The sequence below is a fragment of the Methanosarcina sp. DH1 genome, assembly GCF_020804205.1.
Taxonomy (GTDB): Archaea; Halobacteriota; Methanosarcinia; order Methanosarcinales; family Methanosarcinaceae; genus Methanosarcina; species Methanosarcina vacuolata.
The window spans coordinates 68,603-81,896 of the sequence record NZ_WJBJ01000003.1; the positions used below are offsets into that span (position 1 = coordinate 68,603).

Sequence of the window (13,294 nt, forward strand, 5' to 3'; positions counted from 1 at the left end):
TTCAAGTACTTTCATTTTTAATGCCTGTGATTAGAAGGATTTCATGTGTGTTTTTTGTGAGAATTAAATCTTTTTGCATAAATATACTAAGTGTTATGAAATTAGAATAGGTTTTTAGGCAGTGTGCCAATTTTAGCATGAAAATGCTGCCATCTGCAAGAATTTTCATTGGTTGTGCCTGCTATTTGGAAAATTTCATGTGCGTTTTCTGTAAAATCACAAATCTCAAGAAGTTATTGTGTAGAAAATTACATATTGAGAAATTAATTTTCTCCATCGTACGCAAAAACTTTACTTAAAATTTACAGCAAATTTGAAACACTGTCTTTTTATGATACGAACATTTGTATTTATCTGTACTCTTCGGTAGTATAGTTTGAAAATATATAATTATTTCATTAAACACACATGAAATTCTTCAAATTACAGGCACAAAGAAATGAAAGTACGTTTCACCTCACCCTTTTTGACTATCGATCGCATGATTACATTAGGTAGTAAGGTTGTCCTAGTGTTATGGCAACTTAATTATCGAGCATAATTTTTGATAGATTTACATCAATAGATAGCGATTCAAATTTAACATATAATCAATAACTAAATTGTCATGACGCTAGTTTTGGTTTTTCAAACCATGCTAAACGAATCCATGAATTACCATACAAGGCTTAGATGTGATAAGGAGCAGAAAATCAAAAAAGAGTATGGAGAACCAGTTTTATTCCGTACGTTCATGCTAAATTATTTTTAATAATTCTTCGTTCAAATTCATATTTCGATCTTTGATACTTTTGTATAATTTCAAATCACAAAAGTATAATTATGGTAGTAATCCATTAGCAAAATGGCCAGCATCAAGTGCTTATTATTCCAATTTGGCAGAGGGTCGGACTGCCAGTTCAAAGGGGCTCTTTTCAATATACTTCATAATCGGTAAAAGAACTGTTTTGGCAATTGTGACTAGTTCGGACAAAGTATAAATTTTGTTGGATTTGTTTTATTTTTCAGTCTCTCTATGGGCCAGTCAAATTTTTCAAGAGAATTATTATGGTCAATAGGATATATTTCAGGTCTCCCATAATTATAAAAAATTTCCTAAATATTAAACCGTTTATGGGAAGACTCAAGTTCAAAGGTAGACAGTTCTACATTAATAACTCTTATTTTACCTTTAAAGCATTGATATTAGTACAATTTAGGAAAGTTTTTTTATGTATAACAGGATTTATTTAAAAATTATATTGCAAAAGAGTTCATAAAAATAATTTATATAAAAACAAAGCAGAATATAAATCAAGAGAAAGAAATCCTAAATATCTCAAAGGGATATGGCATAAATGTCAATCAAAGAAGTTAAATAACTATGAAGTGTTTTTCGATAAAAATTAGTTGAGATAATGAGATTTTCCGGCACAGACAAGGTAAAAATATGAAGCTTGTAATTATTCTTGGCACAAGGCCAGATAAAATACGAAACTTGGCTAGAAAATAATTAATTTTATTGAAAATTTTTGGAGAGATGAGTGATGTCTTCTCAAATAAACAATTATTCGGCTGTTCAGGAAAGCTTTCAGGGTGAAAAGAGTGGGTCCGTTGACCTTACTTCTAACATTATAAATTATTCAGTTAGTCCGGAAGGAGAAAAATTTTCAATACCTGAACCTGAAGAATACAAAGAAGAGTTTAAAAGAATTAAAGGTCTTGTGGACAAAGCTCGTAAAGAAGGGAAAGAGATTGTCGTTGTGATGGGTGTCGGGTTTGTTGGAGCTGTAATGGCTGCGATTATTGCAGATACGAAAGACGAAAACGGGAATTATAGTAAATTTGTAATCGGTTGTCAGAGACCAAGTACTCGCAGTTACTGGAAAATACCACTGCTAAACAGAGGACAATCTCCTGTTAAATCAGAAGATAAAGAAGTAGATGAGATTATAAAACGCTGTGTTCTTGAAACAAAAACGCTTGTAGCTACATACACAAACGAATGTCTAAAACTTGCCGATGTTGTTGTGGTAGATATCCAGTGCGATTATGTAAAGTGTGAACTTGGAAATGTCAGGACCGGTGAAGCCGATATGGCAGCACTTGAAGCTTCCATGAAAATAATTGGAGAAAACATCTGCCCCGATTGTCTTGTGCTAATAGAAACAACTGTTGCTCCAGGGACTACCGAATTCGTTGCACTTCCTCTCCTGAAAAAAGCATTCCAGAAGCGTGGAATTGATTCAACCCCGTTACTTGCACACAGTTTTGAACGTGTAATGCCTGGAAGAGATTATGTGGCAAGTGTACGTGACTTCTGGAGAGTCTGTGCAGGTTGTACTGACGAAGCAAGAGAAAAGGTTGAAAAGTTTCTCAGTGAAGTAATAAACACTAAAGATTACCCTCTGACTATAATGGATAGGCCTATTGAGTCTGAAACCGCAAAAATCATTGAAAACTCCTACCGTGCAACAATACTTGCTTTCCTTAATGAATGGAGTCTTTTTTCAGAAAGAAACGGTGTCGATCTCATAAAAGTTATTAATGCAATCAAAATGCGCCCAACTCACAGTAATATAATCTTCCCAGGCCCAGGGATTGGAGGCTATTGCCTTCCAAAAGACGGAGGTCTGGGTTACTGGGCTTATAAGCATATTCTGGGCTTTGAGGATGGAGATGAGGTCTTCAAGATCACCCCCACAGCAATTGATGTAAACGACACAAGAGCTCTTCACGTAGCCGAACTTACTCGAGATGCACTTCGGAATATGGGGCACTATATAGCCGGAGCAGATGTTCTTATCTGCGGGGCCAGTTACAGGCAGGATGTTGGCGATACAAGATACAGTGGAAGTGAAATTGTAGTCAGAAAACTGACTGAAATGGGCGCTGAGATTCGTGTTCATGATCCATACGTAGATCACTGGTACGAGATGGAAAACCAGGATACATATCCAGCATCTGGTCATTCCTGGAAACATTTCTTTAGAAACCAGGAAGGTCTGGCAGAGTTAAAAATAGAAAGTGATTTTCCATCAGCAATTAAAGATATAGAGGCCCTGATCCTTGCAGTTCCACATAAGGAATATCTTAGTTTTGAGCCAGAAACCATTGTAGAGATGGCAGGCGGGCCTATTGCAGTTATTGACTGTTTTGGAATATTATCGGATGAGAATATCAAAAGATATTTCGAACTTGGCTGTGAAGTTAAAGCCCTTGGAAGAGGCCATATTCAGCAAATCAAAAAAGAAGTCCAGAAAAGAAAATTGCAACAGCTTTCATAACTTTACAATTACAATTTTACAGAGGGGATTATTTGAAAACTAAAAATGTAGTAGTCACAGGTGGAATGGGGTTCATTGGTTCCCATCTTGCTGAGAAACTACTTGAGGATAATGAAGTAACAATTATTGATAATGAATCTACAGGTAAGATTGAAAATATAAAACATCTACTAGACCACAAAAATTTAACTGTAATAAAAGGTAGTATAGTAGACTTGAACTTAACAGAAATTTTCAAAGACAAGGACTATGTCTTCCATCTTGCAGCAATTCCCAGTGTTCCAAGAAGCGTGAAAGATCCTTTTAGTTCAAATAACTCGAATGTCACAGGAACACTGAATGTTCTGATAGCTGCAAAAGACTCTGGAATTAAGAAAGTAATATTTTCGTCGTCCTCTTCGGTATATGGTGACACTCCAACTCTCCCAAAAAGAGAGGATATGCCAATAAACCCGATGTCTCCATATGCAATTACAAAAGCAACCGGAGAAATGTACTGCAGGGTTTTTCAAGACCTTTATGGCCTTCCAACAGTCAGCTTAAGATATTTCAACGTTTTTGGCCCACGTCAGGACCCAAATTCTCAATATGCAGCTGTAATCCCAAACTTCATAACTTCAATTTTAAACGATGAGAGTCCCGTGATATACGGAGACGGAGAACAAAGCAGAGATTTCACTTTTGTCAAAAACGTTGTTGATGCGAATATTCTTTCCTGTGAGTCTAAGAAAACTGGAATTTTCAATATAGCATGTGGTAGAAGAATTACAATTAATCAACTAGCCGATTACATTAATGAAATACTGGGAAAGGAAATAAAATCAATACATGCAGAACCAAGACCTGGAGATATCAAACATTCTCTGGCAGATATATCAAAAGCTAAAGAATTTGGATATAATCCGAAAAATGAATTTAAAAAAGAATTAATTGCAACAGTAGAGTGGTTTAAAAATGTCCAGTAAATAAACTTAAAAAAATAAAAACATAAACGGAAATTGTTGGATTTTGAAATGTGCAAGGGAGAGTATAAATGGAAAAAATATTGGTAACTGGTGGAGCAGGATTTATAGGCTCTCATATTATTGACCGTTTATTAAAATTGGGGAATGAGGTTATCTGTCTGGACAATTTTGATAGCTACTATGATCCTTCAATAAAAAGAAAAAATATACATTTTTTCATGGAAAATAAGAATTTTGAACTCGTTGAAGGAGATATAAGGGATGAACATTTGTTGAAAAGCATATTAGATGAAGTAGATTATGTTTTTCATGAGGCTGCTCAAGCGGGAGTTAGGACCTCGGTTACTGATCCCATGAAATCTCACGACGTAAATGCCACTGGAACCTTGAATCTCCTTAAAGCGGCCATGGACTCTAATGTAAAAAAGATCATAAATGCTTCTTCTTCTTCTGTATATGGAAAGGTAAAATACCTCCCTTTCGATGAAGAACATCCAAATCAACCTTTATCTCCCTATGGAGTTTCGAAACTGTTAGCAGAACACTACTGCCGGGTTTTCGACGAGCTTTATGGTTTAAAAAGTGTATCTTTAAGATATTTTACTGTTTACGGACCACGAATGAGACCAGATCTTGCAATCAGCATATTTACAAGGTCAGCTTTGAATAATGAAACTATAACTATATTTGGAAATGGTGAAAAAACAAGGGATTTCACTTATATTGATGATATAATTGAGGCAAATTTGATCTTTATGAAAAAAGGAGAAGGTGTGTATAACATTGGTGGTGGGCATTCTATCAGCATTAATGAACTTGCACAAAAAATTATAAAAATAAATAATAGCAAATCGGAAGTTGTCTACACATCTCCTGTAAAAGGTGATGCAGACCATACCCTTGCAAGTTATCAAAAAGCATGGAACGAGATCGGATGGAAACCAAAAATCAAAATAGATGAAGGGCTCGAAATGTATTCAAAGTGGTTCATAAATGAAAATTGATTTAAATAATCTACAACAGATTTAAAAGGTCATTAAATAAGAAAGTGATGAAAATGAATGTGCCAACATGTGAATATATTATTCAACCATCTAAACTTCAAGGGAAAGTAAAAATAAGTGGAGCAAAAAATAGCGCTTTAAGGCTCCTTGCAGCATCATTGCTAACAAAGGAAAAAATAGAACTTACAAATTATCCTGCTAAGTTACTTGATGCTCAAATTCACGTTGGTATGCTGGAAGTTCTTGGGAAAAACTGTGATATAAGTGAAGACAAAATAATCATTTATGAGAAAGAAACTCCCTTATCAGTTCTTAACTGGAAAAAACGTTCAATTCGTAACACCCTACTTATATTAGGTGCATTAGTTAGCCGTATAGGCGAAGCGAAAGTCCCCCTTCCCGGAGGGTGTGATCTCGGAGAGAGAAAATTCGATTTGCACGAAATGATTCTCAGGAACATGGGGGCAAAAGTTTGGGTTGAAAATGATATGCTTTGTGCCAAAGCAGAAGATGGGCTAAAAGGCACCGATATATTCTTACCTATTCGTTCGACAGGTGCTACTGAAAATGCAATAATATGCGGATGTTTGGCTGAAGGTATAACTAGAGTTTGGAACCCTCATATTCGTCCTGAAATATTAGATTTAATTAATTTTCTTAATAAGATGGGTGCAAAAATCCAGGTATTTGGACAGGAACATATAGAAATTACAGGGGTAGAAAAATTATATGGGGTTAAATATTCTGTAATTCCTGATAATATGGAAGCGATTACCTGGTTAATTGCTACAGTAATTACAGGTGGAGATATTGAAATTATTAATTTTCCTTTCCGAGATCTTGAAGTTCCATTAATACATCTTCGTGAAAGTGGAGCAAAGTACTATATTGGTGAAAATAGCCTGATCGTAAGAGGAGGGACACCCTATCCAATAGAGATTAGTACCGGCCCTTACCCGGGAATTAATTCGGATATGCAACCTTTATTTGCCGTTTATGGCGCCTGTGCAAAAGGTAGTTCCAAAATTATTGACCTGCGTTTTCCTGGTAGATATTGTTATGCAAGTGAACTGGCCAAAATGGGCTTGCAATATAATATCAATGGTAATATACTGGAAATCATCGGTGGGAATCCCCTTAATGGTGCTCAAGTAAGAGCTCTTGATCTCCGAGCTGGTATCTCATTAACGTTAGCTGGTCTGGTGGCAAAAGGCGAGACCCGGATCTCAGATGCCTGGCAGATTGAAAGAGGATACGACAATTTTATGGAAAAATTAATTTCATTGGGGGGAAATGTGAGATATGGATAAAATAAATGATTTGATTAATAAAAATATAGGAGATATTTATTTAAAAGAGCCTCTTTCAAAACATAGTAGCTGGCGTATTGGTGGTCCTGCAGACGTTTTAATTGAACCATATAATATCGAACAGATAATCGAAATTATACAATACGCTGATTTAATGAAAATTCCCACAGCCATTATAGGAAATGGAACAAATTTACTTTTTTCTGATGAAGGTTTTCGTGGAATCATTGTAAAGTTGGGAAATAATTTTTCCAAGTATACTATTAAAGGTAACAGGGTTTGCGCAGAAGCAGGTATCTGGACTCCAAAATTTGCAAAAATATTATCAGATAATGGTTTATCAGGTCTTGAACATGCTATTGGAATTCCAGGCACTCTTGGCGGACTTATTTTTATGAACGGAGGAAGCGGTGGAAAATGCATAGGAGATATTGTCAAAAAAATATGGGTTATTGACAGGAATTATAATTTGATATCTTTTTCTCAAAAAGAATGTGATTTTTCTTACAGAAAATCAGTATTTCAGGATTCTGGTTATATAATTTGTAAAATTGAGTTAGAATGTGAAATTGGAGAAAAAGAACGAATAAAGTCCGAAATGAGAGATATACTAAATAAACGTAAGAACAAATTTCCACTTAATTATCCAAATTGTGGATCTGTTTTTTTAAGTAATCCTGTTATGAACGACACTGTTGCACCTCCTGGAAAGTTAATTGAAGAAGCAGGTTTAAAAGGTTATCAAATAGGTGGTGCTCAAATTTCGGAAAAGCATGCCAATTTTATAGTAAACTTGGGGAATGCTACAGCTAAAGATGTGATTTCTATTGCCCAATATATTCGAAAAATTGTATATCAACGTTATGGAATTTGTTTAGAAAGCGAAGTAAAGTATTTAGGAGAGCTGGGAAGTCTCAGATCGTTGCATGAGGTTGGAATAATTGAAAAAAGATGAGCCTGAATACAGTTTAAAGAACTGCTTGAAAGATATAAATCAAGATTTAATTTTTTATGGTGGCAAAAATTTATTGGGTAAGGTTGTGATCTTTTCTTTGAATATTTCTTTTAAACTGATATTTTGGTATCGTATTTCTAGATATTGTTATCTAAAATCAAAAATGGCCAGGAGAGCTCTTCCTCTTATTAAATATCGACAATATATTTTTGGCGGCAATGAAATCGATTATAGAGCTAAGTTAGGTAATAGAATAAAATTTACTCATCCTTCAGGCGTAATAATTGGAGCGGGAGTAATTATTGAAGATGAAGTTACAATTTTTCAACAAACTACATTTGGAAGCCATGGGCATAAAGACGAACCAAAGTCCTACCCCACAATAAAACAAGGAGCAATAATTTATTCTGGGGCAAAAGTTATAGGTGGAATAACTGTTCATGAAAATGCTGTAATTGGTGCAAATTCAGTTGTACTGACTGATGTACCTAAAAACACAACCGCCGTAGGAATTCCTGCAAAAACAATTGAATAACGTAGGGTATAAAATGGTAAAGAACTACAGTTTGGCAAAAGATGGTATATCTGTTTTTGGCACTCAGATGTTAACATTGATTATAGGTTTCGTATCAGGAGTACTACTTGCGAGATGGCTTGGACCTGCGGGAAGAGGAGCCTTCACGGCTCTTTTAGTTTATCCTACAATTTTGATTAGCCTTTTAAGTATGGGAATGCGTCAGGCAACTGTTTATTATCTTGGTAGGAAAAAGTATTCAGAGTCAGACATTGTAGGTGTAACATTATTATTACTTATTTCATCGAGCATAATTGGAGTTTTAACTTCAGTTGCAATAATTGCGTACACTAAAAATCCAGATTATAACCTGATGTTAATATTACTTGCTTCGCTTACAGTTCCTGCAGATCTGACTATAAATTACTTTACTGGAATTTTAATTGGCAAACAAAAAATAAATAAATTCAATAAAATAACGTATTTAGTACCTATAATTAATTTTGTACTCATTATCTTTTTTGTATTTTTTATAAAATTATATATATTAGGCGCAGTTTTAGCCACACTGATTGCCAAAATTGGGCTTGCTATATATGCAGTCTTGTCAATTAATAGTCAATATTCTTTGAAAATATGCTGTAAATCTGAAATAATTAAAAAGATGGTGTCTATAGGCTCTGTATATGCTCTTTCATTGTTTATCTTGAATTTAAATTATAGAGTGGACATAATCATACTTGAACACTTGAGTAATGTTGCAGAAATAGGTCAATATACAATAGGAGTTGGTTTTGCTGAATTATTATGGCAGCTACCAGCTGCATTTGGGCTAGTTATTTTTGCGTATAGTGCAAACGCAAAGGATTCAAATAAATTCTCTCAAGATATTGCAAAAATGGTAAGGATTATTTTCCCTGTTGTCCTTTTCGGATCAGTATTTTTGTATTTTGCAAGTGGGTATATAATTCCTTTTTTGTATGGAGAAGAATATATTCCAAGTATCAAAATGCTAAAAATACTATTACCTGGAATAGTTATGATGAGTTTTTTTAAAATTATTAACATGGATCTGGCTGGTAGAGGGAAACCTGATATTACTATAAAATTGTTTTTACCAGCCGTTTTGATCAATATAGTGCTTAATATAATTTTAATACCAGATTTTGGAGGTTGTGGTGCTGCTTTTGCTTCAACCGTTAGTTATACAATTGCATCGGTATCAATTTTATATTATTATCTACGAATTACTCAGTTGAGTTTAAGAGAGTTATTTATTTGTAATAAAAATGATTTTGATTTTCTGTTAAATGTAATTTTGAAAATTATTAAGGGAAAAAATGTATCATCAAAATCGAACTAAAGTTTCTCTGCTTTCATGTTTAAAAGCGATTCATAGTACGAGTCAATGTATATTAAACCCAACTTCCGGCTTTTTAGGCGCATATATGCTTTTCCGTATCTCTGTGAGGTCAGATGATTGCTATTTAGAAATGTTACCTTGCATATGATGTGCTTAAGTTTAAGCACATGTATCGATATCAGGCGATATTTACGTGCTTAAAAATGCGGAACTAAAAATTAAAACATTAATTTATTACAGAATACTAGTGTCTAAGCAATTTAGTTATGGATCATTATAATTAAGAACGGGACTAAGGATGAAATGTTGTCTATGTATTAACGCGTCATAACTAAGTTGCTATAACACTAGTGTCGAGTCAATCATCAAGGATTTAATAATTCCGAATAATTGCAATCAATTTTACACGACGTTTCACGTTTGACTCGACACTAGTCTAAAAAACTGAACTGTCAGATCAAAGATATTGAAACAAGGCTTGTATTTTATTTTACTATAAATCTCATAGTATTTCGCGAGTTGACTGTCAATCTCAAAGTACTTATTCGAGGCCGATTTTATAAATTTTGTAATTTCATTTGCATACTTTTCATCTATTAATGCCTGAGATATTTGTTGATAATTTTCATCTGGATCAAAGTCGTCAATAGTTATCCTACTTGAAAAATTCTGATTAAATGCTTTGTCAAAATTTTTTTCGGTAATTAGTAAAGGATACTTTGAATTCTTTAAGGGACATAACATTATCTTACCTCTTGATGCAGCTTCCATAAAACTTCTTCCTCCCCCCACAACAAAATCTGCAACATCAATTAATTGACTGGCATTGATTGCATATTCATCATCTGTAAATAGATATATGTTGCTATCGACAGTGGTTTTAATTTCTTCACCAGTTTTTTCATCCTGAATAACTCCGACAATGATCAATTTAGCTTTTACGCCCTCAATATTTAATCTTTTTACAAGGTTTATTGTCTGTAATATGTCATTTTTTTTAGATTCATCGATCCTTGAGATTATCAAGAAGATTTTTGAGCTATCACTGCCTATTGAAGACTTGAGATTATTTATTTTATAAAAATTTTGATTAATTGTCCCTACTCTATTTGGAATGTACTGAATGTTTGCTTTTTTAAATCTTCTTGAAGACTGGTAATATTTAAAATTTTCCTGGGAGTATAGTATTAAATTATTAACTTTTGGGAGAGCTATTCTTGGATTGGCACCCCCACATTTCGTATGTATATATGGTTTTTTGTAAACAAAACTAAGTAAACTTCCAAAAAAGAAAGCATCCTCATCAAAACTGTGAATAACATCAGGACACTCAAGATCAACAACTTTTTTCAGGTCTTTCATTACTTGAAAAAAACCTAGGTTTTTGTATACTAAGTTATATACTTTTAGTTTAGACTGATTTATCACTGGGGATTCTTTAGTTCCAATAACAACTATTGTACAGTCAAACTTCATACTAATTGCTTCAGAAGTTGTTCTTAAACTATAATAATGGCCACCTTTTCCGGAATTATATGCCATTGCCGAGATTAGATACAATATTTTAATGGAAAGCCCTCATTAATATATATACGATATTAAAACATTTTTAAAAATATTAGGACTTACGCAGTTGAACTGAAGAATCAACAGCATTAGACCGCCAACTGTTTAAAACTTTACTTTAATCCACAGTCTTTGACGTAATTGATTTTGTTCTTCAAGTGCATAAGTCCTGAATACATTCCGAGATATACAACGTATATTGAAATTAATATATTATTAATGGTTAATTATATACATTTCCAAGAATTTATTTGAGTAAAATTTAGTAACTCCTGCATCATTGTTTAATTTCTTAAAATCCTTAGGAGTAAAATCCCATTCGCTTTTAAGATCTGGAAACAGTTTTTGTTTTTGATATCTACCTACATCGCTAATTAAAAGGTATGATGTTTCATTATAATAACTGTTTATCGAAGAGTTACTTGTGTAGTCAAAGTGCTCGATAACGGGATTCGTATAGCGTATCTTTTCTTTTTTGCCTTCTGCCACACCATAAACTGCGTCATAAACTCTAAAATTTGTAATTCCAAGTTCTAAGGTAGGTTGTGAATTATTTTTTACGTGATAAAATACTTCCATTCCAGAAAATTCGCTTTCTGGAGTTTGTTGGTCTATATTTAAGTTAATTGGAGCGAAAAACAAATTATATGTTGAAAAATATGTAATTAGTAGTAAAAAAAGAGACAATAGCGGCAACAATTTAAAATGATGCTTTTTTTCTTTTACTTCAGTTCTTTCTAATAACATATTTATTGATAAGGGAATAAGCATAATAGAAAAAAGTATAGAATATTGGTAAATTCTTATAAAACCAAATGAATCAGCAAAAATTAAGATTAACAATGAAAGAAGTACAAAAAATAGCCAGCCTACTATTGAAAATTTATGATAGTAGTCTATTTCTACATGATATTTTTTCCAAAAGATAAATACTAAGGATATGCAAATAAGTGAAAGAACACCTAACAAAACCTCTAAACCATAAAGTCTCAAACCTATTATAACTATATATAAAAATGGAATATGAACAGAATTGAGAGAATTAGAATATCTTCCTAATTCGGAACCAGTTCCATCATATAAAATCATATTATCTAATATTAGTTTTATATTGTTAGTTAAAATGGGAATATAAGAAGACCACATTAAAAAACAACATAAGATTATTAAAACAATATAATTTGATTTCCTCCATTTAACGGTAGCGAAAATTGGATAATCTGAGATTATAAGAGTCATTATAAGTAAAATTGATATTAATGGATGAGAAAACACAACAAAAAAACTAATTAATATTAATAAAATTTCGTAGGGTATAGGTTTCTTGGCTACTCTTGATTTGAAAAAAATGTAAAGAAAAAAAGGAACAAAAAGAAGTGTTTCTCCGTTTGGACTAAGCATACTATTTTTACTACCAAATAATAATATTGAAGACATCGATAACATAAATAATATCATATTATTCTTTTTGAATACTAATCTCCCTAATAAATACCATGAAAAAATATAGAATAATGAAAGAAAAGCAGGTATTAACATAGATATATCATTATAACTCAGACCGGACATATAATTTAGTACAAAACCCCATATATGAAGTATGGGATAGGGGTTCGAACCAATATTATGATATTTCCTGATATCAACCATATAACCAATATGAGTTAAAGCATCATACCTACCATTTACAAAATAACCTTTTATAATTGGCATAAGTAACAAAATTAAGTCTGAGATAATAATAATTAGAAATCCAGCTATCCAGGAATTAGTTTTAGATTTAGAAAATGCACTGTTCAGTAGTATAATCTGACCTATAAAGAGAGCTATAATAATAAGTAACCAAAAGTATTCTGGATATGATTCATATATTGAAAAGGTATAGACATTTGCAGAAGAGTTATGAATAATAATAGATAATGTCGAAAGTATTAACATGAATCCAAATATTGACATTATTTTATTAAATCTGGAAATACTAAAATGATCATTTTTGGAAAACATCTGACAACCACACTGAAATCCGTAATATTTTATTTTTCGTTCATTAGTTTATGTTCCTGTTAGTAACTTTATTTATAATATTTCTTTTTATATAGCCTGATGTGATAAATCACATATGTTAAAATCACATATTTTAATGTAGTGGTCCGTATGCTTTATTCTTTTTCAATACGGTTCAAGTTCTTATCTTCTTTACATGTTGACTTTCAAAATTTTTTAGTTTTTGGAAGATACTATGCTGAAACAATGAATTTTTGTAAGATGATAATATAAATTAGCAGGACATGTCAAACTAATATATAGTGTCGCGTAAATTCATAAGGATTGAATGATTCTGCGTAGTTATG

Annotated in this window: 10 protein-coding genes; 7 read left to right on the forward strand and 3 right to left on the reverse strand. The window is 32.6% G+C overall.

Features of this window, described 5'->3' with window-relative positions; all coding sequences use genetic code 11:
• Nucleotide 1: 1 nt before the first annotated feature.
• Nucleotides 2-169, reverse strand: a complete 168-nt coding sequence (locus FXW07_RS01585) for a hypothetical protein (protein ID WP_229393459.1) — start codon at nt 167-169, stop codon at nt 2-4.
• Between the two features lie 1,357 nt (nt 170-1,526).
• Here FXW07_RS01585 and FXW07_RS01590 point away from each other — a divergent pair.
• From FXW07_RS01590 to FXW07_RS01620, 7 genes are all read left to right on the forward strand, one after another.
• A complete protein-coding gene (locus FXW07_RS01590) occupies nt 1,527-3,266 on the forward strand; it encodes a nucleotide sugar dehydrogenase (protein WP_229393460.1) in 1,740 nt (579 codons plus the stop codon).
• Nucleotides 3,267-3,298: 32 nt separating this feature from the next.
• A complete protein-coding gene (locus tag FXW07_RS01595; protein ID WP_229393461.1) occupies nt 3,299-4,231 on the forward strand; it encodes an SDR family oxidoreductase in 933 nt (310 codons plus the stop codon).
• Between the two features lie 68 nt (nt 4,232-4,299).
• Complete coding sequence (locus FXW07_RS01600; protein WP_048118570.1) at nt 4,300-5,235, forward strand: SDR family oxidoreductase; 936 nt, start codon at nt 4,300-4,302, stop codon at nt 5,233-5,235.
• Between the two features lie 47 nt (nt 5,236-5,282).
• Entirely contained in the window at nt 5,283-6,545 is a 1,263-nt protein-coding gene (locus tag FXW07_RS01605) for a UDP-N-acetylglucosamine 1-carboxyvinyltransferase (protein WP_229393462.1), read from the forward strand.
• Nucleotides 6,538-7,500: a UDP-N-acetylmuramate dehydrogenase gene (gene murB / locus FXW07_RS01610; RefSeq protein WP_229393463.1), complete on the forward strand. Its 963-nt coding sequence runs from the start codon at nt 6,538-6,540 to the stop codon at nt 7,498-7,500. The genes FXW07_RS01605 and murB overlap by 8 nt, the downstream gene beginning before the upstream one ends.
• Nucleotides 7,487-8,035 carry a hypothetical protein gene (locus tag FXW07_RS19180; RefSeq protein WP_276573340.1) on the forward strand — a complete coding sequence of 183 codons (549 nt, stop codon included), beginning with the start codon at nt 7,487-7,489 and terminating at the stop codon, nt 8,033-8,035. Before murB ends, FXW07_RS19180 begins: the two co-directional genes overlap by 14 nt.
• A gap of 13 nt (nt 8,036-8,048) precedes the next feature.
• Complete coding sequence (locus tag FXW07_RS01620; RefSeq protein WP_229393464.1) at nt 8,049-9,377, forward strand: polysaccharide biosynthesis C-terminal domain-containing protein; 1,329 nt, start codon at nt 8,049-8,051, stop codon at nt 9,375-9,377.
• 414 nt (nt 9,378-9,791) lie between these two features.
• On the opposite strand, the gene FXW07_RS01625 is transcribed toward FXW07_RS01620, so the two are convergent.
• A complete protein-coding gene (locus tag FXW07_RS01625; RefSeq protein ID WP_229393465.1) occupies nt 9,792-10,919 on the reverse strand; it encodes a hypothetical protein in 1,128 nt (375 codons plus the stop codon).
• Nucleotides 10,920-11,159: 240 nt separating this feature from the next.
• Nucleotides 11,160-12,881, reverse strand: a complete 1,722-nt coding sequence (locus FXW07_RS01630; protein ID WP_229393466.1) for a hypothetical protein — start codon at nt 12,879-12,881, stop codon at nt 11,160-11,162.
• Between the last annotated feature and the right edge of the window lie 413 nt (nt 12,882-13,294).

Bases quoted from the DNA above. Each gene is read 5' to 3' on its own strand.
- FXW07_RS01620 (WP_229393464.1), top strand. From the start codon at position 8,049: ATGGTAAAGAACTACAGTTTGGCAAAAGATGGTATATCTGTTTTTGGC.
- FXW07_RS01590 (WP_229393460.1), top strand. From the start codon at position 1,527: ATGTCTTCTCAAATAAACAATTATTCGGCTGTTCAGGAAAGCTTTCAG.
- FXW07_RS01625 (WP_229393465.1), bottom strand. From the start codon at position 10,919: ATGGCATATAATTCCGGAAAAGGTGGCCATTATTATAGTTTAAGAACA.
- FXW07_RS01605 (WP_229393462.1), top strand. From the start codon at position 5,283: ATGAAAATGAATGTGCCAACATGTGAATATATTATTCAACCATCTAAA.
- FXW07_RS01585 (WP_229393459.1), bottom strand. From the start codon at position 169: ATGAAAATTCTTGCAGATGGCAGCATTTTCATGCTAAAATTGGCACAC.
- murB (WP_229393463.1), top strand. From the start codon at position 6,538: ATGGATAAAATAAATGATTTGATTAATAAAAATATAGGAGATATTTAT.
- FXW07_RS01630 (WP_229393466.1), bottom strand. From the start codon at position 12,881: ATGTTAATACTTTCGACATTATCTATTATTATTCATAACTCTTCTGCA.
- FXW07_RS01600 (WP_048118570.1), top strand. From the start codon at position 4,300: ATGGAAAAAATATTGGTAACTGGTGGAGCAGGATTTATAGGCTCTCAT.